This window comes from Citrobacter sp. RHBSTW-00029 (genome assembly GCF_014104295.1).
Taxonomy (GTDB): domain Bacteria; phylum Pseudomonadota; class Gammaproteobacteria; order Enterobacterales; family Enterobacteriaceae; genus Citrobacter; species Citrobacter youngae.
Genome location: NZ_JABXRT010000001.1, coordinates 3,208,718 through 3,232,682 on the forward strand (window position 1 = coordinate 3,208,718; position 23,965 = coordinate 3,232,682).

Sequence of the window (23,965 nt, forward strand, 5' to 3'; positions counted from 1 at the left end):
GCGGGCGTTGAAAACTTTTTAGATTAGCGACCAGAGATCGGCGGAACAAATACCACGCCCATATCCCACGGCTGCTCAATCCAGGTATCCTGCGGAATATCAACCACATAGTCATTCACCAGCGGGCGACCAGCCGGCTTAGCGAAGATCGTGACGAAATGCGCTTTAGGATACATTTCGCGGATAGCAACGGCGGTACCACCGGTGTCTACCAGGTCATCGATCACGATGAAACCTTCACCGTCACCTTCCGCACGCTTCAGCACTTTCAGTTCGCGCTGGTTGTCGTGATCGTAGCTGGAGATGCATACGGTATCGACATGGCGAATACCCAATTCACGCGCCAGCAATGCGCCCGGCACCAGACCACCACGGCTAACGGCAATAATGCCTTTCCATTGTTCAGAAGGCATCAGGCGGCTTGCCAGTTTACGTGCATGGACTTGCAACATGTCCCAGGTGACGACGTATTTTTCGCTCATGTGAAGTGTCCCAGCCTGTTTATCTACGGCTAATTAATAAATTGAGGGTGAACCAGGTTGCGCGAGATTATAGAGATCTGACGCACTAAAAACCAGTGTTTCGCGGAATCCGCGCCTCTTTTTGCATGCTTTATACTAGCCGTCAGCGAAGAAAGTGGTATTCTCAATCGCATCGCGCAAGCCTGACTTGTGGTGTTTTTAATTCCGCTAACCCCGTGGCCTGCAAGTCAATTTTGCAGGACATCGCCAAGGAGACTCAACGTGTCTGAACTGTCTCAGTTATCCCCGCAACCGCTGTGGGATATTTTTGCCAAAATCTGTTCTATTCCTCATCCGTCCTACCATGAAGAGCAACTCGCTGAACACATTCTGAGCTGGGCCCAGGAGAAAGGTTTCCACGTCGAGCGCGATCAGGTTGGTAATATCCTGATTCGCAAACCCGCTACCGCAGGCATGGAAAACCGCAAGCCGGTCGTTTTGCAGGCGCACCTGGATATGGTCCCGCAAAAAAATAACGACACCGTGCACGACTTCACCAAAGATCCGATCCAGCCTTATATTGATGGCGAGTGGGTAAAAGCCCGTGGTACCACGCTGGGTGCAGATAACGGCATCGGTATGGCGTCCGCACTGGCGGTACTGGCTGATGACAATGTGGCACACGGTCCGCTGGAAGTGCTGCTGACCATGACCGAAGAAGCGGGCATGGACGGCGCATTTGGTCTGCAGGCGAACTGGCTGCAAGCGGATATCCTGATCAACACCGACTCAGAAGAAGAAGGTGAGATCTATATGGGTTGCGCGGGCGGGATCGACTTTACCTCTAACCTGCCGCTGTCCCGTGAAGCAATCCCGGCTGGCTTCCAGAGCTTTAAGCTGACGTTAAAAGGCCTGAAAGGCGGCCACTCCGGCGGCGAAATCCATGTGGGTCTCGGTAACGCGAACAAGCTACTGGTACGTTTCCTGGCAGGCCACGCTGAAGAGTTAGATCTGCGTCTGGTTGATTTCAACGGCGGTACGCTGCGCAATGCGATTCCGCGTGAAGCCTTCGCTACCCTCGCCGTGGCTGCCGATAAAGTTGATGCGTTAAAAGCGCTGGTCAGCACCTACCAGGAAATCCTGAAAAACGAACTGGAAGCCAAAGAGAAAAACCTGGCGCTGCTGCTGGATGCCGTGACTAACGACAAAGCCGCGCTGACTACCTCGTCTCGCGATAGCTTCATTCGTCTGCTGAACGCCACCCCGAACGGTGTGATCCGCAATTCTGACGTCGCCAAAGGCGTGGTAGAAACCTCGCTGAACGTCGGTGTGGTAACCATGACTGACGATAATGTTCAGATCCACTGCCTGGTTCGCTCGCTGATCGACAGCGGTAAAGACTACGTGGTGAGCATGCTGGATTCACTGGGTAAACTGGCTGGCGCCAAAACCGAAGCCAAAGGCGCGTATCCAGGCTGGCAGCCGGATGCGAACTCTCCGGTTATGCACCTGGTTCGTGAAACCTATCAGCGTCTGTTCAATAAAACGCCAAACATTCAGATCATTCACGCTGGTCTGGAATGTGGCCTGTTCAAAAAACCGTATCCGGAAATGGACATGGTTTCCATCGGTCCAACCATCACCGGTCCACACTCCCCGGATGAGCAGGTTCATATCGAAAGCGTCGGCCACTACTGGCGGCTTCTGACTGAACTGCTGAAGTCTATTCCGGCGAAGTAAGTCTGCGCTAAATGCCGGATGGCGCTGTGCTTATCCAGCCTACAAGCAGATTTGTAGGCCGGATAAAGCGTTTAACGCCACCATCCGGCAATACATCAACGTCAAAGCCCCAACAATAACTGCCTTTCTATTTGTGGATCGAGCAGCGTGACATGTAATCCCACCAGCCTCACGCCTCGCCCTCCCCGGCGCGCTTCCCAGGTTTTGTGTGCCGTCGCAATTAAGTCGTCTTTATTTAAGCGCGGCCAGACGTGCTCCTGCGTGGTCTGCTGAAAATCATTAAACTTGAGTTTTATCCCCTGGCGGGCGATCAGCAGATCCGGCTTGACCTTTGCCAGACGCCGTTCCAGTTCAGGATAGAGCCGCTCAATAATCGCTTCGCACTCTGACCACTGATGAATATCTTCCGCCAGCGTCCGCTCGACGCCGACGGATTTACGCAGCCGCTCGTTGTTGACGTCCCGCTCGTCAATCCCCTGGCTGCGCTCCCACAACACGCGGCCAAACTTACCAAAACGTTTGAGCAGCGTAGCCAGGTCGTATTTTTGAACATCTTCGCAGGTACGCAATCCCATTGATTCCAGCTTAGCGGCGGAGACTTTGCCGACGCCGGGAATTTTCCCCAACGGCAACGTTTTGAGAAATTCAGGGACATCAGCAGGGGTTATCACATATTGCCCGTTGGGTTTATTGAGATCGGAGGCGATTTTTGCCAGGAATTTAACCGGCGCAATTCCGGCAGAGGCGGTGAGCTGTAGTTCGTTGAAGATCGTCTGGCGGATCTCCTGGGCGATCAGCGTCGCGGAGCCGTGGCAATGAATGCTGTCGGTGACATCCAGGTAGGCTTCATCCAGCGAAAGCGGTTCGATGAGTGAGGTGTAGCGGGAGAAGATCGCCTGAATCTGGCGAGAGGCCTCTTTGTAAGCCTCGTAACGACCGGGTAACAGGGTAAGATGCGGGCACAGCTTTAACGCCATTCCGGTTGGCATCGCGCTGCGCACGCCAAATTTACGCGCCGGATAATTGGCCGTGCTGATAACTCCCCGGCGTTCACGACTACCGCCAATGGCAATGGGAATGTCACGCAGGGCGGGATTATCACGCATCTCCACCGCCGCGAAAAAGCAGTCCATATCGACATGTATGATTTTGCGCATGACTCACCTCTCACAACACTGTTTAAGTATACAGTATTTTTACGATATGAGAAGTCTGTACCTCTGCTACGTCAGTGCGGGTCCATTCATCACAAAGCGCGCATCACACAGATAACGCACAATGTCTTTTGGCGCATGGTCGGCGGGATTTCCTGCCGTACTGACAAACAACTTATTCACTTTGCGCACATTTGCCCGCAAAAGTTTTTCAATCGTCATCAGACGAAATGCATCATCCTCGACGCAGAACAGCTCGTAGTCACCCAGGCGTTCTCCACAGATTTCACAATGGTTCATCCAGTAACGTAGCCCGGTCGTTTTACTTTTATCCAGATAGTAATTGCTGGCTTTGATGTTCTTTTTTATCTCTTCCGGCAGCGTGTTGATATGGAACAAAAATGTATTGCGCCGCACGGACATCCATCTTTTATCATCCTGATTTTGTTTGATAAACCGGGTAAGCATCACACCATGAATATACGTGGGCTGATGGCAATTCCAGCATTGCATTTTCGACGTAATAACCAGGTAATAAGGAGCCACAATATTAAAATTGTCCGTCGCGTAAACATGCTCGCGCAGCGTCTCATTTAACTCATGAGGTTCGGCGTACCAGATACCTGAAACCGGGTCGAAATACGCCCCCTGACAAGCCACATCGGTGACGTTATCAGTATGAATATCCAATGGAATAATATGGGCTATATCTATCATATTGCCTTCCTGCGGGATAATTTGCCCCCACATTGCGTGGGGGCGGAGAACAGAATTAATGCGTGGCGGGAGCAGAGGGTTGACGTAAAGAAGTCACCTGCTTTTGCTTGTCCAGCTTATCAACCAGCGGCTGAACCACTTTCTCGCCGTGCTGACCAAAATATTGATACAGCGTATCGGAAGCACTTTGCGTTAACACCATGATCTCAATACGACGGTTGCCTGCGCTTTCCGGGTTTTTCGCATCCAGCAGCATTTGGTCCGCCATGGCGCTAACCTGCATGACTTTATCCTGCGGCATGCCGGCGTCTTCCAGCACGCGTCGTGCTGACAAAGCACGGTCGCCAGAGAGGTTCCAGTTGTTGTAAATGTTGCTCTTATAGCTCATCGCATCCGTATGGCCGGTGATGATTATCTTGTTGTCCAGCGAGTCAAACACGGGGGCCAGCGCAACCAGCAGCGATTTAAAGAACGGCATAATTTTGGCGCTACCGCGTTCAAACATATTCCGGTTCTGGTCATCTTTAATCAGCACGCGCAGCCCCTGAGGAACAATCTCCATCTCAAGGTTGGTTTCCATATGCGCATTGCGGGCGATGACGTTAATGTCGGTCGCCAGCTCACCCAATTCACGGGCTGATTTTTGCTTCAGCAGCACCGCTTTTTCATTCACATCCAGCGCTTTTTTGGCGTTATCTTCGGTGATTTTCGCCGTCTCTTGCGGGTTAACCGTTTTATCCAGCTTGTTGCGCGTGACGTTTTTCTTCTGCGCGCCTGGCGCTATCGGCTGTTTGCCGAGCTTGTTTAACGGTGCCATGCCGCCACCGTTAAAAATAGACTGTCCATGCAGCGCCGCGACGATGTTTTCACGATCGGCCTTACTGACGCTGTTCACAATCAACTTTATCGTGGTGACCAAAGGTGCCGAGCGTATCTCCGAAGTTTCGGCCCGCTTTACGCTGGACGCCATGCCCGGCAAGCAGATGGCGATCGACGCCGATCTGAACGCGGGGCTGATTAATCAGGCCCAGGCGCAGGCCCGACGTAAAGATGTGGCGGGCGAAGCGGATTTCTATGGCGCAATGGACGGCGCGTCGAAGTTCGTGCGCGGTGATGCCATCGCCGGGATGATGATTCTGGCCATCAACCTGATCGGCGGGGTCTGTATCGGTATTTTTAAATACGATTTAAGCGCTGAAGCCGCCTTCCAGCAATATGTCCTGATGACCATCGGTGACGGCCTGGTCGCCCAGATCCCCTCTCTGCTGCTATCGACGGCAGCGGCAATTATCGTTACTCGCGTGAGCGACAGCGGCGATATCGCCACCGACGTTCGTAGCCAATTGCTGGCAAGCCCCTCCGTACTTTATACCGCCACCAGCATCATGTTTGTCCTGGCTGTGGTGCCGGGAATGCCGCATTTCCCGTTCCTGGTATTCAGCGCCCTGCTGGGGTTTACCGCCTGGCGTATGAGCAAGCGCCCGAAGGTGGCGGAGACCGAAGAAAAAAATCTTGAGACGCTGACCAAAACCATCGTTGAAACCACCGAGCAACAGGTCAGTTGGGAAACCATCCCCTTAATTGAGCCAATCAGCCTGAGCCTAGGATACAAACTCGTGGCGTTGGTGGACAAGTCCAAAGGGAATCCGCTCACTCAACGTATTCGCGGCGTGCGACAGGTTATCTCAGACACCAACGGCGTGCTGCTGCCGGAAATTCGCATCCGCGAAAACTTCCGTCTGAAACCGACCCAGTACGCCATTTTTATCAATGGGATCAAGGCTGATGAGGCCGATATTCCCTCAGATAAGCTGATGGCGCTGCCCTCCAGTGAAACCTACGGTGAGATCGATGGTGTTTTAGGCCACGATCCGGCCTACGGTATGCCGGTCACGTGGATTGTCCCAGCGCAAAAAGCCAAAGCGTTAAATATGGGGTATCAGGTTATCGATAGCGCCAGCGTTATTGCGACGCATGTGAATAAGGTCATTCGCAGCTATATTCCCGACCTGTTTAACTACGATGATATTACGCAACTGCATAACCGCCTCTCTTCAATGGCACCTCGCCTGGCGGAAGATCTGAGCGCAGCGCTGAATTACAGCCAGCTATTGAAGGTTTACCGGGCACTGCTGGTTGAAGGCGTGCCGCTGCGCGATATCGTCACCATTGCCACCGTCCTGGTCGCCAGTAGCGCCGTCACCAAAGATCATATTCTGTTAACGGCCGATGTGCGTCTGGCGCTTCGTCGCAGTATTACCCATCCGTTTGTGCGCAAAGATGAACTGGCGGTGTACACGCTGAATAATGAGCTGGAGAATCTGCTGGCGAATGTGGTGAATCAGGCGCAGCAAAGCGGCAAAGTAGTGCTCGATAGCGTACCGGTCGATCCGAATATGCTCAATCAGTTCCAGACCAATATGCCGCAGATTAAAGAACAGATGAAAGCGGCGGGTAAAGAGCCGGTGCTGTTGGTCGCACCGCAGCTTCGTCCTCTGCTCGCGCGTTATGCCCGCCTGTTTGCACCGGGTTTGCAGGTACTGTCTTATAACGAAGTTCCGGATGAGCTGGAATTAAAAATCATGGGGGCGCTGAGTTAACCCGTGGCAAGGCGGTGCCATTCGCACCGCCTTATTGATTACAGAATGGTATTTTCCGTCAGAATACGACGGGCGCCGAGATAATGATCCTGCCAGAAGTCATCGGATAAATGACTCACCCGAATAGTTTCTCCCGTACGCGGCGATTCAATAAATTGCCCCTGTCCCAGGTAGACCCCCATATGATCGGCAATATCCCGGCTGTGAATATGAAAGAACAATAAATCACCACGACGAAGGTCGCGATTGGCGACGATGGTCGCCCGCCGGTAGTGATACATTTCATTCGCCGTACGCGGCAATTTTGCCGCCAGGATTTTGTTGTAGGCATAAAAAATCAGCCCACTGCAGTCAAATCCTTGATCCGGGCTGGTCCCTCCCCACAAATAGGGTTTACCTAACTGCTGCTCAAGACGGTGGATTGCCACTTCGGTCATGTTGTGCAGATGGTCGCTGCTGAGAAAATGATCATTCTCCGCCAGCTCCTGCCAGCGATGATCGCTCGCTTTCAGCGGCCCAGGGAACCACTCCGGGTGCTGTTTAATCAGCGTCCTGTTCTGCTGGCGCAGCGCGCTTTTACTTTGCGCATTACCTACCACCACATAACTTGCCTGCTTTTTTACCTGCGCGTGGTATTGCTTCAGCAGCCGGGCACGATTACGCATGCGCATTTGCGCCGCATAGCTTAGATGGGCGTCAGATAAGAGGGGCTGAACTTTGGCGACAGACGGTGATGACAACACAACACACAAAGACAGCAGACCCGGCAAAAAGCGTCGGGGTGCAGAGACAAAAGACATGAAAACAAAAATACCTAATCAAACACGTTCGGCGCAGTCTACCGCTATTGCCGGGTATTCCATTTTAATATTCGATTATTAAATTATTAATTTTTTAAATTCAATACATTAGAAATTCTGCACTAAAAAGACTCAATGACGTTCGCTCACCCGCAAAATACGCCGGTGTCTGACAGACTTTAAGCACAATTTTCCGTATAAAGAAAATCTAAAGTGTAAACGCAGCACGAGAGACTTGCGAAAAACTCTCTGGGTGATAATGTGAGCGCTCCAGATCCAGATTTATCCGATTTGGGGACTCTTTTTGCCGTCCTGGCGTGTGTAATCGTTTTATCAAGGAATAAGCAGTATGCGTAAAATCGCATTTTTTCTTGCGATGCTTTTATTGCCGTGCGTTTCGTTTGCCGGTTTGCTGAGCAGCAGCAGCCCGACCACGCCTGTCAGCAAAGAATATAAGCAGCAATTAATGGGCTCCCCTGTCTATATTCAGATCTTCAAAGAAGAGCGAACGTTGGATCTGTACGTCAAGATGGGCGAACAGTATCAATTGCTCGACAGCTATAAGATCTGCAATTATTCCGGCGGCTTAGGGCCGAAACAGCGTCAGGGTGATTTCAAAAGTCCGGAAGGGTTTTACAGCGTACAGCGTGGACAGCTGAAACCGGATAGCCGCTTCTACAAAGCGATTAACATTGGTTTCCCTAACGCCTACGACCGCGCACACGGTTATGAAGGTAAATACCTGATGATTCACGGTGCCTGCGTTTCCGTCGGCTGCTACGCGATGACCGATAACGGCATTGATGAGATTTTCCAGTTTGTCACCGGCGCGCTGGTGTTTGGGCAGTCCAGTGTGCAGGTCAGCATTTATCCGTTCCGTATGACCGACGCCAACATGCAGCGTCATAAGTTCTCGTATTACAAAGAGTTCTGGTCGCAACTAAAACCGGGATACGATTACTTCGAACAAACGCGTAAGCCACCAACTGTTTCCGTCGTCGATGGCCGTTATGTTATCAGCAAGCCGTTGAGTCACGAAGTCGTTCAGCCGCAGCTGGCATCAAACTACGCGCTCCCCGAGACAAAATAATGCCCACTCGCCTGGCATAATCTTTTGCCAGGTTTCATTGCCGGTTAACGGCTGTGTGGCAATCACGGTGACCACATCATTGGGTGTGGTCTCTGAGCTAAAATCGATTTCCACATCCTGATCCAGCAACGTCGCTACGCCAAATGGCGCACGCCGCGTGATCCAAAACAGGTTGGTCGAACAGAAGGCCATCACATAACGCCCGTCAGATAGCAGCATGTTGAAGACTCCCTTCTCCCGCAGTTCACCTGCCAGCATCGCGATATATTTAAATACTGCCGTCATATTGCCAGGCGTGCGTGGATAACGCTCCGTCAGCTTGTGGAGCAGCCAGCAGAAGGCTTTTTCGCTGTCGGTTTCACCGACCGGGCGGAAATTACCGGTCTCCAGTGATTTATAACCGCTGAGTTGCCCGTTATGGGCATACGTCCAGTTACGTCCCCATAGTTCACGGGTAAATGGATGGGTATTTTCCAGCGCTACTTCTCCACGATTCGCCTGACGAATATGGGCAATCACGGAACAGGATTTGATGGGATAGTCTTGTACCAGTTTGGCGATAGGCGAATTAAAGCTGGGTTGCGGATCTTTAAACGTACGGCAGCCCTTACCTTCATAAAACGTAATACCCCAGCCGTCTTTGTGCGGCCCGGTACCTCCGCCGCGCTGGACCAGCCCGGTGAAGCTAAAGCAGATATCGGTTGGCACATTGGCGCTCATCCCGAGCAGTTCGCACATACATCACCTACCTTAAAACCGTGAACTGCCTGATGGCGCTGCGCTTATCAGGCCTACGTGGCGCTCATGTAGGCCGGATACGGCTTCAGCCACCATCCGGCAATCGTCTTCTTATGGTTTAACCATCTCTTTTTCGATCAACTGGATCAGGATATGAATCACTTTGATATGAATTTCCTGAATACGATCAGCGTAGCCAAAGTGCGGCACGCGAATTTCGATATCCGCGCTGCCCGCCATTTTGCCGCCATCTTTACCGGTCAGGGTGATAACTTTCATCCCTTTCTCACGCGCTGCGGCAATCGCTTTAATCACGTTACCGGAGTTACCCGAAGTGGAGATGCCTAACAGGACATCGCCCTCGCGGCCCACGGCTTCCACGTAGCGGGAGAATACATAATCGTAACCGAAATCGTTGCTGACGCAGGAGATATGGCTGACGTCAGAGATAGCGATCGCCGGGTAGCCCGGACGGTTTTCGCGATAGCGTCCGGTTAGCTCTTCGGCGAAGTGCATCGCGTCGCAATGGGAGCCGCCGTTACCGCAAGAAAGTACCTTACCGCCGGCTTTGAAGCTGTCTGCCAACAGGACCGCCGCGCGTTGAATGGCGTGAATATTGGCGTCATCTTTAAGAAAATTAGCCAGCGTTTCCGCCGCTTCGCTCAGTTCGTTACGAATAAGATCCTGGTACATGAGGATATCCTTCAGCATGAATGTAAATGACAAGATGCAGTGTACCGGATAGCGCTACCAGCGAGAAGTACAAGCCACAGGAATGGCTGTCGCTTTTGATTTTTTGTGCCGGTTAAAACAACAACAATGTGAGCTTTGTTGTAATTATTTTGTAAACACATTGCTAAAAGAATTCACATCCACTACAACCATATCATCACAAGTGGTCAGACCTCCTACAAGCAAGGGAGCTTTTCGTTATGATGATTTTGAGTATTATCGCTACGGTTGTTCTGCTCAGCGTTCTGTTTTATCACCGCGTGAGCTTATTCCTCAGCAGCTTAATTTTGCTCGCCTGGACGGCCGCGCTTGGCGTGGCTGGCCTGTGGTCAGTCTGGCTGCTGGTTCCTCTGGCCATTATCCTCGTACCGTTTAACTTTACGCCGATGCGCAAATCCATGATCTCTGCGCCGGTGTTCCGCGGTTTCCGTAAAGTCATGCCGCCGATGTCACGCACCGAGAAAGAAGCGATTGATGCCGGTACGACCTGGTGGGAAGGCGACCTGTTCCAGGGCAAGCCAGACTGGAAAAAACTGCATAACTATCCTCAGCCGCATCTGACTGCTGAAGAACAAGCGTTTATTGATGGCCCGGTGGAAGAAGCCTGCCGCATGGCGAACGACTTCCAGATAACCCACGAACTCGCGGATCTACCGCCGGAGCTGTGGGCGTATCTGAAAGAACACCGCTTCTTCGCAATGATCATTAAGAAAGAATACGGCGGGCTGGAATTCTCCGCCTATGCTCAGGCTCGCGTTCTGCAGAAACTCTCCGGCGTTTCCGGGATCCTGGCGATCACCGTTGGCGTACCTAACTCATTAGGCCCTGGCGAACTGTTGCAGCATTACGGCACCGAAGAGCAGAAGAATCATTACCTGCCACGTCTGGCACGTGGTCAGGAGATCCCATGCTTTGCCCTGACCAGCCCGGAAGCGGGTTCCGACGCGGGCGCGATCCCTGATACCGGCGTGGTTTGTATGGGCGACTGGCAGGGGCAGCAGGTGCTGGGTATGCGCCTGACCTGGAACAAACGCTATATCACGCTGGCTCCTATCGCTACTGTACTGGGTCTGGCATTTAAACTCTCCGACCCGGAAAAACTGCTGGGTGGCGAAGAAGATCTTGGCATTACCTGTGCGCTGATCCCAACCTCAACGCCGGGCGTACAAATTGGACGTCGTCACTTCCCGCTGAACGTACCGTTCCAGAACGGTCCAACGCTGGGTAAAGATGTCTTCGTACCGATTGATTACATCATCGGTGGCCCCAAAATGGCCGGTCAGGGCTGGCGTATGCTGGTGGAATGTCTGTCCGTGGGACGCGGTATTACCCTGCCGTCTAACTCGACGGGCGGTGTGAAATCGGTCGCGATGGCTACCGGCGCGTATGCGCACATTCGTCGCCAGTTCAAAATCTCTATCGGTAAGATGGAAGGTATTGAAGAGCCGCTGGCACGTATTGCGGGTAACGCCTACGTGATGGACGCTGCGGCGTCGCTGATTACCTACGGTATTATGCTGGGTGAAAAACCAGCAGTGTTGTCGGCCATCGTGAAGTACCACTGTACCCACCGTGGGCAACAGTCAATCATCGATGCAATGGATATCACTGGCGGTAAAGGCATTATGCTTGGCGAAAGCAACTTCCTTGCCCGTGCTTATCAAGGTGCGCCAATCGCTATTACCGTTGAAGGTGCCAACATTCTGACCCGTAGCATGATGATCTTCGGTCAGGGTGCGATTCGCTGCCATCCGTATGTTCTGGAAGAGATGGCTGCGGCACAGAGTAACGATGTGAATGCGTTCGACAAGCTGCTGTTCAAACACATCGGTCACGTCGGCAGTAACAAGGTGCGCAGCTTCTGGCTTGGCCTGACGCGTGGCTTAACCAGCAGCACACCAACCGGCGATGCGACCAAACGTTACTACCAGCACCTGAACCGTTTGAGCGCCAACCTGGCCCTGCTTTCAGATGTGTCCATGGCCGTGCTGGGCGGTAGCCTGAAGCGCCGTGAACGTATCTCCGCGCGTCTGGGCGATGTGTTAAGTCAGCTGTATCTGGCCTCTGCGGTGCTGAAGCGTTATGACGATGAAGGCCGTAATGAAGCAGACCTGCCGTTGGTTCACTGGGGCGTTCAGGATGCGTTGTACAAAGCAGAACAGGCGATGGACGACCTGCTGAAAAACTTCCCGAACCGTCTGGTCGCGGGCTTGCTGAATGTGGTTATCTTCCCTACCGGTCGCCACTACCATGCACCGTCTGACAAATTGGATCATAAGGTTGCGAAGATTTTACAGGTTCCGAGCGCCACCCGTTCTCGCCTTGGTCGCGGTCAATACCTGACGCCGAGCGAGCATAACCCGGTTGGTTTGCTGGAAGAGGCTCTGCTGGATGTGATTGCAGCCGACCCTATCCACCAGCGGATCTGCAAAGAGTTAGGTAAAAATCTACCGTTTACCCGCCTGGATGAACTGGCGCACAATGCGTTGGCTAAAGGGCTGATTGATAAAGACGAAGCCGCAATTCTGGTGAAAGCCGAGGCGAGTCGTCTGCGCAGCATCAACGTGGATGACTTTGAACCCGAGGAGCTGGCGACTCAGCCGGTAAAGCTGCCAGAGAAGGTGCGTAAAGTCGAAGCCGCATAACGACACACGCACAACGTTTAGCCCCGCTCAATGCGGGGCTTTTTATTGCCACATTTTCGTTAAAGCTCATGCTACAGTGTCAAAATGTTGTTCAACGAGGAGCCTCGATCGTGCCTGGTTTGAAAATTACGCTGCTGCAACAACCGCTGAGCTGGATGGATGGCCCGGCTAACCTGCGCCATTTTGACCGCCAACTGGAAACCGTCAACGGGCGTGATGTCATTGTGTTGCCCGAGATGTTTACCAGCGGATTTGCGATGGAAGCGGCAAACAAATCGTTGCCGCAAGAGGAGATTGTAAGCTGGATGCGTAGCAAAGCGCGGCAGACGAATGCCCTGATAGCAGGTAGCGCGGCGATACAGTCTGAACGGGGGCCGGTGAATCGTTTTTTGCTGGTTGAACCCGAAGGTACCGTGCATCTCTATGACAAACGCCATCTGTTCCGTATGGCGGATGAGCATCAGCATTATCAGGCCGGTGACGCGCGGGTGATATTTGAATGGCGCGGCTGGCGCATTCTGCCATTGGTCTGTTATGACCTGCGTTTTCCGGTGTGGTCACGTAACCGTAACGACTACGACCTCGCCTTGTATGTTGCCAACTGGCCAGCGCCGCGCTCGCTGCACTGGCAGATTCTGCTCACCGCACGGGCAATTGAAAATCAGGCGTATGTAGCAGGATGTAACCGTGTGGGAACCGATGGTAACGGCCATCATTATCGCGGTGACAGCCGGGTCATCAACCCACAGGGTGAAGTCATCGCCACCGCCGAGCCGCATCAGGCAACGCGAATTGATGCTGAGCTGTCGCTTTCGGCGCTACGCGAGTACCGCGAGAAATTTCCTGCCTGGCAGGATGCCGACCCGTTCACGCTATAACTATCACCTACCCTCCCGCCACGGACCATGTATCCACGGCGGGATTGTTTCACTCCGTAACCAACCGCAAAACAAATTCGCGTGGCGACACGCTTCTGGCAACGTATTCTGCAAGGGATAATCACTCGTCACCGGCGAGTGGCAGACAATGTCGATAATTCCCTTATCAGGATTTCAATAATGAAAAACTTCGTACGCATGACTTTGCTGGCAGTTACCGTGGCTGGCGCTTCTTTTAGCACGCTTGCAGCAACCACATCTAATGTTCCGGCTCCTGCCCAGGATCCGATAGTACAACATCTTAAGCTGAGCACTGACCAGGTTGCGCAGATTAAAAAACTACACCAGCAGCTTGAAACCAATGTCGGGCAGATTTCGGTGAAGGATGTTAAAGACGGCGCGTTGATTGACGTCATTAAGTCCGGGAAATGGGATGAATCAGCCGTCAAAAAACAGCTTTCGGCGTTCAGCAACATCGAACAGCAGGCGCGTTATTACCGCGTGAAATACTATTTTGACCTGAACAAAGTGCTGACCCCAGAACAACGCCAGCAGGTGCAAAAAGATATCGCACAGACGCTGAGCGAGTAACAGCAAGGCCTGCAATAACATATGGTTGCAGGCTTTTATTTTTTGAGCAGTAAAAACGACGAAAGCCTGAATCATTTCTGATTCAGGCTTTCTGAATAGTGGCGGAATGGACGGGACTCGAACCCGCGACCCCCTGCGTGACAGGCAGGTATTCTAACCAACTGAACTACCACTCCGCGTTGTGTTCCGCTTGGGAACGAAGCGAATATTACGGATTGCCTCGCGCCTCGTCAACGCTTTTTCTCACGTTTTTTAATCGTTTGCTGCAAAAATCACCCGAATGACCATTTCTGTACTGTAAATACCAGAACTAGGCCCGCCAGAGGCAACTTCCGCCCTTCTTCTGTACCAGGTCAAGGCGCGACTCATGGGCTGCCAGCTCTTCATCAGTGGCGAAAACAACGCGTAATTTACTGGACTGACGCACAATGCGCTGGATCCCCGTATCATTCTGCTGCTGACTGTCACCTTCCATTGAGAACGCCATGGTGGTCTGCCCACCGGTCATCATCAGATAAACGTCGGCCAGAATCTGGGCATCGAGCAATGCGCCGTGCAGGGTACGCTTGCTGTTGTCTATCTCATAGCGCGAGCATAACGCATCAAGGCTATTACGCTTGCCAGGAAACATTTTCCTCGCCAACGCCAGGCTATCGGTCACTTTACAGAAGGTGTTCGTCTTCGGGATATCGCGATGGAGTTTCGCGAATTCGTAATCCATAAAGCCGATATCAAACGATGCGTTATGGATAACCAGCTCCGCGCCACGGATATAGTCGAGAAACTCATCGGCAACATCGGCGAACGTGGGTTTATCAAGCAGGAATTCATCGGCGATTCCGTGTACGCCAAACGCTTCCGGGTCCACCAGCCGATCCGGCTTCAGGTAAACGTGGAAGTTATTTCCGGTCAGGCGGCGGTTCACCACTTCAACCGCACCGATCTCAATGATCTTGTGGCCTTCGTAGTGGGCGCCAATCTGGTTCATACCGGTGGTTTCGGTATCGAGGACTACCTGTCGTGTAATTCCAGTGCTCATAACGGTCATTTATGTCAGACTTATCGTTTGATTTCGATTTGCTAAAACAGGAAGTCTACCAGAGATGCTTAAACAGGTAGAAATTTTCACCGACGGTTCATGCCTGGGAAATCCAGGGCCAGGTGGTTACGGGGCGATTTTACGCTATCGCGGGCGCGAAAAAACCTTTAGCGAAGGCTACAACCTCACTACCAATAATCGCATGGAGCTGATGGCGGCAATCGTTGCGCTGGAAGCCCTGAAAGAACAGTGTGAAGTGATACTCAGCACGGACAGCCAGTATGTGCGTCAGGGCATTACGCAGTGGATCCACAACTGGAAAAAGCGCGGCTGGAAAACCGCAGATAAAAAACCGGTGAAGAACGTCGATCTGTGGAAACGTCTGGATGCCGCGCTGGGACCGCACCAAATCAAATGGGAATGGGTGAAAGGGCATGCGGGCCATCCGGAAAACGAACGCTGCGATGAGCTTGCTCGTGCTGCGGCAATGAGTCCCACCCAGGATGATGTTGGGTATCAGGCAGAGTCTTAAGCGTCTGGCTTGCGGTATTGTCGGGTGGCTCCAACAGCCTGGCGGATGCGTGCCTTACTTTTATTTTGTTTCATCGGGTTGAGCGTAAGCGGAATGGTTCGCTTACGCGCAACCACCAGCTGCAAACATCCCAGCGCAGGGATATGGGCGCTTAACATTTTTCCGCCCTTCTTATTCCAGGGCAGGACGTGAAAACGACTGTAGTGCAGCACTTCAAAATTCAGCAATGAAAGCCAGTCCAATTGCCGCATGAGCGTAAACATCCGGCTGTTGTAGGGCGAGGCGTTACGCAACACGGGCACCAGTTTACGCAACCCCATCAGGCTTACTGGGTTAAAACCGCTCAGAATCAACCAGCCGTCATCAATAAGCACGCGATCGGCCTCACGCAGTAAGCGATGGGGATCGGAACACCACGGTAGCGTATGGGCCAATAAACAGACATCCACGGACTTATCGGCAAAGGGAAGATGCAAAGGATCGGCCGCCACCTGCATAGGAGAGCCTTGCAATGAAACATTTACCTGATGAGAAACCGCGCACGCTTCGGAATCGATTTCTGCGCTTAAATTACCAATCTTAAGCAGATGAAAACCGTACATTTTTGCGAACCACGGATTAAGCTGATGTTCCAGCGCCTCACGATAGTATTCGCCCCAGGGTAAATCATCCCAGCTAACGGGTGCTATGGCAGTTTGAGGGAGCCTTGCCGGTTTCATCACAACCTTCCGCTACGCATTGAGAGGTAATTTATGAATCTTAACAGTATTCCCGCATTTCAGGACAATTACATCTGGGTCCTGTCGAATAATGACAAACATTGTCTGATTGTGGACCCGGGCGAAGCCGCTCCCGTTTTGAAAGCCATTGCAGAACATCACTGGGTGCCGGAGGCCATTCTCCTGACTCATCACCATCAGGATCACGTAGGCGGTGTGAAAGAACTTTTGCAACATTTCCCACAATTAGTGGTTTACGGACCGGCTGAAACGCAAGATAAGGGAACGACCCATATAGTCAAAGATGGCGATATTGCACTCGTTTTAGGGCATGAATTTAAGGTAATTGCTACGCCGGGTCACACTTTAGGACATCTCTGTTACTTTAGCCAACCTTATCTATTTTGTGGAGATACGCTCTTTTCAGGCGGCTGTGGCAGACTATTTGAAGGTACAGCTTCACAGATGTATCAATCACTTAATAAATTAAGTGCGCTTCCTGATGATACATTGATCTGCTGCGCCCATGAGTACACATTAGCAAACATGAAGTTTGCCTTAAGCATTCTGCCGCACGATTCGTTTATTAATGAATATTATCGTAAAGTTAATGAGTTACGGGCAAAAAAACAAATAACACTACCCGTAATTCTGAAAAATGAACGACGAAATAATCTTTTTTTAAGAACGGAAGATATTGATTTAATTAATGAAATAAACAAAGAAACAATATTGCAACAACCTGAAGAGCGTTTTGCCTGGTTAAGGTCAAAGAAAGATACGTTCTGACAATTCCGGGTTGCCTTTTGAAAACTTCGCCGTTATGATCGGTCGTCTTTTAAGCAACTATTGACACACACATGAAGGCAAAAGCGATATTACTCGCCTCTGTCCTGCTTGTTGGGTGCCAGAATACTGGTAACGTCCAACAACACGCACAGAGCCTTTCTGCAGCTGGTCAAGGGGAAGCAGGAAAGTTTACAAGTCAGGCGCGATGGATGGACGATGGAACATCTATCGCAGCTGATCAAGATTTGTGGGCTTTCATTGGTGACGAGCTAAAGATGGGAATTCCGGAAAACAACCGGATTCGCGAACAGAAACAGAAGTATTTACGTAATAAGAGCTATCTCCACGATGTAACTTTACGGGCAGAGCCGTATATGTACTGGATAGCCGGGCAGGTTAAGAAACGTAACATGCCAATGGAACTGGTACTACTACCCATAGTGGAGAGCGCTTTTGATCCTCACGCAACGTCTGGCGCCAATGCCGCAGGTATTTGGCAGATCATTCCGAGCACGGGGCGCAATTATGGTTTAAAACAGACCCGCAATTATGATGCACGTCGCGACGTTGTGGCTTCCACCACCGCCGCACTGGACATGATGCAGCGTCTGAACAAGATGTTTGATGGCGACTGGCTGCTGACTGTTGCCGCGTATAATAGCGGTGAAGGTCGTGTCATGAAGGCAATCAAAACGAACAAAGCTCGTGGTAAACCCACTGACTTCTGGTCGTTGCCATTGCCTCAGGAAACGAAGCTATACGTGCCCAAAATGCTGGCATTGAGCGATATACTCAAAAACAGCAAACGCTATGGCGTACGTCTGCCAACAACAGATGAAAGCCGCGCGTTGGCACGTGTTCGCCTGAACAGCCCGGTTGAGATGGCTCAGGTTGCCGATATGGCGGGTATTTCCGTCAGCAAGCTGAAGACCTTCAATGCAGGCGTGAAAGGCTCCACGTTGGGTGCCAGCGGTCCGCAATACGTGATGGTACCAAAGAAGCATGCAGAGAAGCTGCGTGAGTCTTTGGCTTCCGGCGAAATTGCAGCCGTACAGTCAACGCTGGTTGCGGATAACACGCCGCTGAACAGCCGTAGCTACAAAGTTCGCTCTGGCGATACGCTTTCCGGCGTCGCTGCACGTCTTGGCGTGAGCACGAAGGATCTGCAGCAGTGGAATAATCTGCGTGGATCATCGCTGAAAGTGGGCCAAAGCCTGACCGTAGGTGCGGGTACCAGCGCGCAGCGGTTGGCTAATAACAGCGATAGCATCACCTATCGTGTGCGTAAAGGCGACTCGCTGTCGAGCATTGCCAAACGCCACGGGGTTAACATCAAGGATGTGATGCGCTGGAACAACGATACGGACAATCTGCAGCCAGGCGATCAGCTCACGTTGTTTGTGAAAAACAACGGCATGCCGGACTCCTGATAGCATTGTAGAAATGAAGGCACTGGCTTCCCCCCAGTGCCTTTTTTATTTATCCCGCTTTATGCGCCTCAACCATGATCGTGTCGCTGGTAAACGAGCCATCTTCCTGCAACGCAAAGTAGGTTTTCACTTCAACAGAAGCACTCTGTTGGTAAACACGAATCGCGTCGCTCAACGCTGCAGGCGTGCGCATCCGTGCCACCCACGAACTGAACTCCAGCGGCAGACGGTCAGTTAACAACGTATCGGCAATCAGATTGGCATCATTGATTAACGACAACCACTCTCCGCTGGAATAGTTGCGAACGTGCGAGGTATCACGTAACGCCTCGACAGTTTGCAACCAGATATCACGTACAGGATGGCCTGGCGACATCACATCCATCACAATCAGCACACCGCCGGACTTCAGAACGCGGTTCACTTCCCGCAGCGCGCGCCCGACATCATGCCAGTGATGCGCGGAATAGCGGCTAATCACCACATCAAATACGTTATCTTCAAATGGCAGGCTTTCAGCATACCCCTGCCGTGTAGCGATATTTCCCAGACCTCGGTCTTTTGCCGCCTCAGCAACCACTTCAAGCATCTGCGACGATAAATCATAAGCCACGACCTGCTGTACGTGTTGTGCGGCCACAAAGCTGGCGTGCCCCGCTCCACATCCCATATCCAGTACCCGTGCCTGTGGAAAAGCAGACAGCCTTTCCGCCAGTCGTTGTAAATCACGACCCGTAGCATGTACGGTGCTGGTTAAATAGGCATTAGCCTGAGAGCCAAACTGCTTTTCGACGTTGTCATGGTGGGAGCGTGTTGTCATTGTGTTGTCCTTCGGTTGTTGTGAAATATGAAGAGCAGCACCATCACAGGCCTGCCCTACGGCAGACCTGACACACCGTTATTGTTCAGGTTTGCCGGGACTGAATTCAACGAGTAGCGGGTTGTGGTCAGATGCGCGGGTGACCAGCACAGAGGCTTCACTCACGTTCAGACCGCGATAGAACACAAAATCGAGAGGACGACCAAACGCGCGGCGGCGCTGATCGTCAGTAAAGCGTACCTGGCGCAGTGACATTTCACGCGCAAAGCGGTACAGCGCATTCATCCGTCGACGGCTCCAGGCATTAAAATCGCCGGCCATGATCACCGGACCGCTGTGATGAGCAATCTGATCGCCAATCGGAAGTAACTGCTTGCTATAGACATCAACGCCAAGGCTAAAGTTAACCGCGTGGATATTCACCACCATTAATAGCCGAGTGTCAGGCAATGGGTACACCGTCACCAGCGCCGATTTCGCCAGCCGTAAAATCGGCTCACGCTCGCGCAATGGGCAGCAGTAAACAGGGTGGGCGGAGGAAAGCGTCATGACGCCAGAGGGATGCTGAGGCAGCACAAAGGCCGGAACCTGATCGGCAGCAAGATAGTTAGCGGTCGCAAACTGCACCAGTTCTGGCGTGGTTTGCGCTTCCTGCAATAACACCAGATGCGCGTCTTTGCCAAAATTCTTCAACACCGACTGCCATTCTGCCCGTTGTTGCTTAAAAATATTCCACACCAGCACGCGAATGCGATCTTCACTGCTTAACGGCACGCCTGCAGGTAATGCCTGGCCGATATGCGCAAATGACCCAGGCGGTAAAATCCGCTCAACGGGCTGTCCGGCAACATAGCGCATGGCATAGGTGTTTTTTCGCACTTTAGACTTTCAAACCTCTGTAACGTCAACCAGTCCGCAGCCGGACTGGTTCTTCTGTTATAGGGATTTTAGCACTCACTTTCAACGAACAATTGCAGTTTGTTTTGTAAGTGGGCGCTTACATCAATGATTTACCCCAAAGCAACGCGCGCGGGCTTATCAAGACGACCGCTGAGTCCCATCAGCAGGAAAGCAACCAGGACAATAAGTGCGCCAATCCACGGCGTCTGCGCCAGACCATAATGCTCGACCGTTTGTCCACCAATCACTGAACCCAGTGCAATGCCAATGTTAAACGCCGCAATGTTCAACCCTGACGCCACATCTACAGCATTAGGCGTAAATTGTTCCGCTTTCTGTACCACGTAGACCTGCAACCCCGGTACGTTACCAAAGGCGAAGATCCCCATAACAAGAATCGTCACTAACGCAGCGTATTGCGTAGAGGCTGTCAGTTGAAAGACCATCAGCAGGACGAACAGCGCAGCGAAGATAAATTTCAGCGCCGGGACAGCACCATGTTTATCCGCCAGCTTACCTCCCCAGATATTACCGATAGCGACTGATACGCCATAGCCCAGTAAGATCCAGCTTACCGCTGCCGGCGAGAAGCCAGCCAGGTCCTGCATCATAGGAGCCAGGAAGGTGAATGCCGTGAATACACCGCCGTAGCCCAGTGCTGTAACAGCATAAATCAGCAACAGACGGGGATGAGTCAACACCTTCACCTGGTCGCGAATGCTGGCGGCCGCCCGACCCGGGATGTTGGCTGGGATCAGCAGTTGGCTGCTAATCAGTGCAATAACACCCAACAGAGATACAGCAAGGAAAGTCTCGCGCCAGCCAAAGTGCTGACCGATAAACGTACCCAGAGGCACGCCCGTCACCAGCGCCACCGTTAAGCCACCAAACATAATGGCGATGGCGGAAGCGGCTTTCTCTTTTGGCACCAGGCTTGTCGCGATGGTAGAACCAATCGAGAAGAATACGCCGTGTGCCAGGCCTGTCAGCAGGCGGGCGACAATGAGTGTCATATACCCGGGTGCCTGCCATGCCAGCAAATTCCCCGCCGTAAACAGAACCATCAGCGCAACCAACAGTTGCTTACGTGGCAGACGTCCGGTCAGGGCAGTCAATACTGGCGCCCCGATCGCGACACCCAGCGCATAGATTGAAACCAGCATCCCGGCAGAAGGTAAAGAGATCGCCAGTTGTTCAGCAATGGTCGGCACCAGGCCGACAATCACAAATTCAGTCGTGCCAATAGCGAAGGCACTTATTGTGAGTGCAAATAAAGCGAGAGGCATAAATAGCTCCATATCATCAATAATCAGATGACACGTAGTATGCCGGGATGTTTTAATGACAAAAACATTCAAAATCTCAATATAATTTTGCTTCAGGTGCAAAAATGAAAGCGACATCCGATGAACTTGCGATTTTTGTAGCCGTAGTTGAAAGCGGTAGCTTTAGCCGGGCGGCAGAACAGCTTGGACAAGCCAATTCCGCGGTCAGTCGGGCAGTAAAAAAGCTGGAGATGAAACTGGGCGTCAGTTTGCTGAATCGCACAACCCGACAGCTAAGCCTGACTGAAGAAGGAGAGCGTTACTTCAGACGTGTGCAGCAGGTACTGCAGGAAATGGCAGCTGCAGAAATGGAAATCATCGAGTCGCGTAATACTCCGCGCGGTCTGCTACGTATCGATGCGGCAACACCGGTGATGTTGCATTTCCTGATGCCCCTGATCAAACCTTTCCGTGAGCGCTATCCCGAGATGACGTTGTCGCTGGTTTCCTCAGAGACATTTATCAATCTTATTGAACGAAAAGTGGATGTTGCGATACGTGCCGGTGCCTTGACTGACTCAAGTCTGCGCGCACGTCCACTCTTTACCAGCTACCGCAAGATTATTGCTTCACCTGACTATATTGCCCGCTTCGGTAAGCCAGAGACTGTTGAAGAGTTAAAGCAGCATCTGTGTCTGGGGTTTTCTGAACCCATTTCGCTCAATACATGGCCCATTGCCTGTAGTGACGGACAATTACATGAGGTTGAGTGCGGCCTGTCTTCGAACAGTGGCGAAACGCTGAAGCAGCTTTGCCTGAACGGCAACGGTATTGCTTGTCTTTCAGATTATATGATTGATAAGGAGATCGCTCAGGGTAAGCTGGTCGAATTGATGGCGGATAAACGACTGCCAGTCGAGATGCCTTTCAGCGCGGTGTATTACAGCGATCGTGCCGTCAGTACTCGTATTCGGGCATTCATCGATTTTTTAAGTGAATATATAAGAACAGCTCCCGAAGGAGCTGTAAAAGAGGGTTAAAGGCCCAGAGGGGTCAGGCAATTAATCCCACTCAGGCGCCAGACCTTCCGGGCTAACCAGGCGGTCGTTGCAATCCAGAGCAGCGATTGCCGCTTTGTCTTCCGCATCAAGGTGCAGTTCCAGCGCCAGCAGGTTGCTTGCCAGGTTTTCACGCTTGGTAGAAGAAGGGATCACAGAGTAACCTTCCCCCATCGCCCATGCCAGAATCACCTGGGCCGGCGTCGCGTTATGTTTAGCCGCAATGCCAGCAATCACTTCATCTTTCAGCGCCTTACCGTAAGCCAGCGTCATGTATGAGGTGATGTGGATACCGTGTGCTTTCGCCCAGTCAACCACCTTACGGCTCTGAAGATACGGAGAAAGCTCAATCTGGTTGGTCGCGATATTCTCTGCACCTACTGCGGCGATGGCTTTTTCCATCAGCGGAATGGTGAAGTTTGAGATACCAATTTCACGAGTCAGTCCCTGCTGTTTTGCTTCGAGCAGCGCCTGCATGAATTCCTCAATAGATACAGCATCTCCTGGAGATGGCCAGTGGATCAGCGTCAGATCGACATAATCTGTACGCAGTTTCTTCAGGCTTTCTTTCAGACTTGGGATCAGTTTTCCTTTACTGAGATTTTCAATCCAGATCTTGGTGGTGATGTACAGTTCGTTACGCGGTACGCCGCTTTCGGCAATCGCCTGCCCAACAGCCGCTTCATTATCATAGATTTGCGCAGTGTCGACAGCACGGTAGCCCAGCTCAAGCGCCGTTTTAACAGAAGCGATAACCACGTCGTCTTTCAGGCGGAAAGTACCCAAACCGAATGCAGGGATAGCCATAGAATTCCTCTTTTTAATCACTATGTTCGTTAACTAAGAGGATTATGAGCTTAAGCTCTTTATAGAAAAATAGTGAAAAATGCAGATGATTTTTGCGGATTTAGCAATAATTAAATCGTAAACAAAGAAAAAGCCCTGAGCGTTAGCTCAGGGCTCTTAATAAGTGGCGGAACGGACGGGACTCGAACCCGCGACCCCCTGCGTGACAGGCAGGTATTCTAACCAACTGAACTACCGCTCCACCGAATTTCTTTGTCACTACCCGGATTCTTCATCCCGGTTTACTGCAATTTGATGCCTGGCAGTTCCCTACTCTCGCATGGGGAGACCCCACACTACCATCGGCGCTACGGCGTTTCACTTCTGAGTTCGGCATGGGGTCAGGTGGGACCACCGCGCTACAGCCGCCAGGCAAATTCTGTTTATCAGACCGCTTCTGCGTTCTGATGTCATCTGTATC

General features: G+C 51.9%; 21 protein-coding genes, 2 tRNA genes, 1 rRNA gene and 2 pseudogenes. 10 read left to right on the forward strand and 16 right to left on the reverse strand.

The features are described 5' to 3' along the window. Nucleotides 1-23: 23 nt before the first annotated feature. A complete protein-coding gene (gene gpt / locus HV041_RS15710) occupies nt 24-482 on the reverse strand; it encodes a xanthine phosphoribosyltransferase (RefSeq protein WP_048212530.1) in 459 nt (152 codons plus the stop codon). Nucleotides 483-743: 261 nt separating this feature from the next. Here gpt and pepD point away from each other — a divergent pair, with 261 nt between their 5' ends. Beyond that, complete coding sequence (gene pepD / locus HV041_RS15715; protein WP_048212531.1) at nt 744-2,201, forward strand: cytosol nonspecific dipeptidase; 1,458 nt, start codon at nt 744-746, stop codon at nt 2,199-2,201. Nucleotides 2,202-2,302: 101 nt separating this feature from the next. Here pepD and dinB read toward each other — a convergent pair whose 3' ends face one another. The 3 genes from dinB to lafU form a co-directional block, all read right to left on the reverse strand. Beyond that, complete coding sequence (dinB, locus tag HV041_RS15720; protein ID WP_048212532.1) at nt 2,303-3,358, reverse strand: DNA polymerase IV; 1,056 nt, start codon at nt 3,356-3,358, stop codon at nt 2,303-2,305. A 66-nt stretch (nt 3,359-3,424) separates the two neighbouring features. Continuing rightward, nucleotides 3,425-4,072 (reverse strand): DNA primase, encoded by a 648-nt coding sequence (locus HV041_RS15725; RefSeq protein WP_121584243.1) that lies wholly within the window; start codon nt 4,070-4,072, stop codon nt 3,425-3,427. Nucleotides 4,073-4,127: 55 nt separating this feature from the next. Beyond that, entirely contained in the window at nt 4,128-5,042 is a 915-nt protein-coding gene (gene lafU / locus HV041_RS15730) for a putative lateral flagellar export/assembly protein LafU (RefSeq protein WP_197081314.1), read from the reverse strand. Between lafU and HV041_RS15735 the strand changes: the two are divergent. Continuing rightward, nucleotides 4,969-6,672 (forward strand): annotated as a pseudogene (locus HV041_RS15735) (flagellar biosynthesis protein FlhA); the annotation flags it as partial. The gene lafU and the pseudogene HV041_RS15735 overlap by 74 nt on opposite strands. A gap of 38 nt (nt 6,673-6,710) precedes the next feature. Here HV041_RS15735 and HV041_RS15740 read toward each other — a convergent pair. Beyond that, nucleotides 6,711-7,472 carry a C40 family peptidase gene (locus tag HV041_RS15740; protein WP_048212535.1) on the reverse strand — a complete coding sequence of 254 codons (762 nt, stop codon included), beginning with the start codon at nt 7,470-7,472 and terminating at the stop codon, nt 6,711-6,713. 349 nt (nt 7,473-7,821) lie between these two features. Here HV041_RS15740 and dpaA point away from each other — a divergent pair, with 349 nt between their 5' ends. After that, a complete protein-coding gene (dpaA, locus tag HV041_RS15745; protein ID WP_003843847.1) occupies nt 7,822-8,562 on the forward strand; it encodes a peptidoglycan meso-diaminopimelic acid protein amidase in 741 nt (246 codons plus the stop codon). On the opposite strand, the gene HV041_RS15750 is transcribed toward dpaA, so the two are convergent. Continuing rightward, a complete protein-coding gene (locus HV041_RS15750) occupies nt 8,533-9,300 on the reverse strand; it encodes a class II glutamine amidotransferase (RefSeq protein WP_003031388.1) in 768 nt (255 codons plus the stop codon). The genes dpaA and HV041_RS15750 overlap by 30 nt on opposite strands. A gap of 111 nt (nt 9,301-9,411) precedes the next feature. Continuing rightward, nucleotides 9,412-9,993 carry a D-sedoheptulose 7-phosphate isomerase gene (lpcA, locus tag HV041_RS15755; protein ID WP_003031390.1) on the reverse strand — a complete coding sequence of 194 codons (582 nt, stop codon included), beginning with the start codon at nt 9,991-9,993 and terminating at the stop codon, nt 9,412-9,414. A 239-nt stretch (nt 9,994-10,232) separates the two neighbouring features. Here lpcA and fadE point away from each other — a divergent pair, with 239 nt between their 5' ends. The 3 genes from fadE (at nt 10,233) to HV041_RS15770 (ending at nt 14,146) form a co-directional block, all read left to right on the forward strand. Then, entirely contained in the window at nt 10,233-12,677 is a 2,445-nt protein-coding gene (gene fadE / locus HV041_RS15760) for an acyl-CoA dehydrogenase FadE (RefSeq protein WP_121584242.1), read from the forward strand. Between the two features lie 110 nt (nt 12,678-12,787). Next, complete coding sequence (locus tag HV041_RS15765) at nt 12,788-13,555, forward strand: amidohydrolase (RefSeq protein ID WP_121584241.1); 768 nt, start codon at nt 12,788-12,790, stop codon at nt 13,553-13,555. Nucleotides 13,556-13,735: 180 nt separating this feature from the next. After that, on the forward strand, nt 13,736-14,146 hold the full coding sequence (locus tag HV041_RS15770) for a Spy/CpxP family protein refolding chaperone (RefSeq protein WP_040232868.1): 411 nt from the start codon (nt 13,736-13,738) through the stop codon (nt 14,144-14,146). 99 nt (nt 14,147-14,245) lie between these two features. On the opposite strand, the gene HV041_RS15775 is transcribed toward HV041_RS15770, so the two are convergent. Both HV041_RS15775 and dnaQ read right to left on the reverse strand, forming a co-directional pair. Then, nucleotides 14,246-14,322: transfer RNA gene (locus HV041_RS15775), tRNA-Asp, on the reverse strand. Nucleotides 14,323-14,456: 134 nt separating this feature from the next. Beyond that, nucleotides 14,457-15,185, reverse strand: a complete 729-nt coding sequence (gene dnaQ / locus HV041_RS15780; protein WP_075551413.1) for a DNA polymerase III subunit epsilon — start codon at nt 15,183-15,185, stop codon at nt 14,457-14,459. On the opposite strand from dnaQ, the pseudogene rnhA reads away from it, so the two are divergent. Beyond that, nucleotides 15,139-15,717: pseudogene (rnhA, locus tag HV041_RS15785) on the forward strand (ribonuclease HI). The gene dnaQ and the pseudogene rnhA sit on opposite strands and share 47 nt — an antisense overlap. Here the strand turns inward: rnhA and HV041_RS15790 are convergent. Beyond that, the gene (locus HV041_RS15790; protein ID WP_121584240.1) at nt 15,714-16,436 is read right to left on the reverse strand and encodes a class I SAM-dependent methyltransferase; all 723 of its coding nucleotides are present in this window, start codon (nt 16,434-16,436) and stop codon (nt 15,714-15,716) included. The pseudogene rnhA and the gene HV041_RS15790 sit on opposite strands and share 4 nt — an antisense overlap. 33 nt (nt 16,437-16,469) lie before the next feature. Between HV041_RS15790 and gloB the strand changes: the two genes are divergently transcribed. Both gloB and mltD read left to right on the forward strand, forming a co-directional pair. Beyond that, nucleotides 16,470-17,225, forward strand: coding sequence for a hydroxyacylglutathione hydrolase (gene gloB, locus HV041_RS15795; RefSeq protein WP_040232875.1), 756 nt, complete (start codon nt 16,470-16,472; stop codon nt 17,223-17,225). A gap of 71 nt (nt 17,226-17,296) precedes the next feature. Next, nucleotides 17,297-18,655, forward strand: a complete 1,359-nt coding sequence (gene mltD / locus HV041_RS15800; RefSeq protein ID WP_121584239.1) for a murein transglycosylase D — start codon at nt 17,297-17,299, stop codon at nt 18,653-18,655. 49 nt (nt 18,656-18,704) lie between these two features. Here the strand turns inward: mltD and HV041_RS15805 are convergent, their stop codons facing one another. The 3 genes from HV041_RS15805 to HV041_RS15815 form a co-directional block, all read right to left on the reverse strand. Beyond that, nucleotides 18,705-19,475, reverse strand: a complete 771-nt coding sequence (locus tag HV041_RS15805) for a class I SAM-dependent methyltransferase (protein ID WP_121584238.1) — start codon at nt 19,473-19,475, stop codon at nt 18,705-18,707. Nucleotides 19,476-19,553: 78 nt separating this feature from the next. Continuing rightward, the gene (locus tag HV041_RS15810; RefSeq protein ID WP_048212545.1) at nt 19,554-20,354 is read right to left on the reverse strand and encodes an endonuclease/exonuclease/phosphatase family protein; all 801 of its coding nucleotides are present in this window, start codon (nt 20,352-20,354) and stop codon (nt 19,554-19,556) included. A gap of 131 nt (nt 20,355-20,485) precedes the next feature. After that, nucleotides 20,486-21,661: an MFS transporter gene (locus tag HV041_RS15815; RefSeq protein ID WP_121584237.1), complete on the reverse strand. Its 1,176-nt coding sequence runs from the start codon at nt 21,659-21,661 to the stop codon at nt 20,486-20,488. A 104-nt stretch (nt 21,662-21,765) separates the two neighbouring features. On the opposite strand from HV041_RS15815, the gene yafC reads away from it, so the two are divergent. Then, on the forward strand, nt 21,766-22,680 hold the full coding sequence (gene yafC / locus HV041_RS15820; protein WP_061067293.1) for a DNA-binding transcriptional regulator YafC: 915 nt from the start codon (nt 21,766-21,768) through the stop codon (nt 22,678-22,680). 21 nt (nt 22,681-22,701) lie between these two features. Here the strand turns inward: yafC and dkgB are convergent, their stop codons facing one another. From dkgB to rrf, 3 genes are all read right to left on the reverse strand, one after another. Next, a complete protein-coding gene (dkgB, locus tag HV041_RS15825) occupies nt 22,702-23,505 on the reverse strand; it encodes a 2,5-didehydrogluconate reductase DkgB (protein WP_121584236.1) in 804 nt (267 codons plus the stop codon). A gap of 164 nt (nt 23,506-23,669) precedes the next feature. After that, nucleotides 23,670-23,746 (reverse strand) — tRNA-Asp (locus tag HV041_RS15830). A 55-nt stretch (nt 23,747-23,801) separates the two neighbouring features. Then, a 5S ribosomal RNA gene (gene rrf, locus HV041_RS15835) occupies nt 23,802-23,917 on the reverse strand. Between the last annotated feature and the right edge of the window lie 48 nt (nt 23,918-23,965).